The following is a 226-nucleotide window of genomic DNA, read 5'->3' on the forward strand; positions in this document are numbered from 1 at the left end:
CGGCCTCATCTGCCTTGCGATGAACAAGGCACGGGTCGAACAACTCGGCCTCGACCTGATGGCGCGCAACAACGGCACGCGGCACGAAACCGCCTTCACCGTCTCGATCGAGGCGCGCGAGGGGGTGACGACCGGCATCTCGGCGGCCGATCGCGCGCGGACCATCGCGGTGGCGATCGATGCCGCCAAGGAAGCGTCGGAGATCGTGACGCCGGGGCATGTCTTC

At 67.7% G+C, this 226-nt stretch carries 1 protein-coding gene; it reads left to right on the top strand.

The window, feature by feature from the left end:
• Positions 1 to 226: 3,4-dihydroxy-2-butanone-4-phosphate synthase (locus tag ASE78_RS19650; RefSeq protein ID WP_235515107.1), on the top strand; the 226-nt coding region annotated here is incomplete at both ends.

This window comes from Sphingomonas sp. Leaf25, from assembly GCF_001421635.1.
Taxonomy (GTDB): domain Bacteria; phylum Pseudomonadota; class Alphaproteobacteria; order Sphingomonadales; family Sphingomonadaceae; genus Sphingomonas.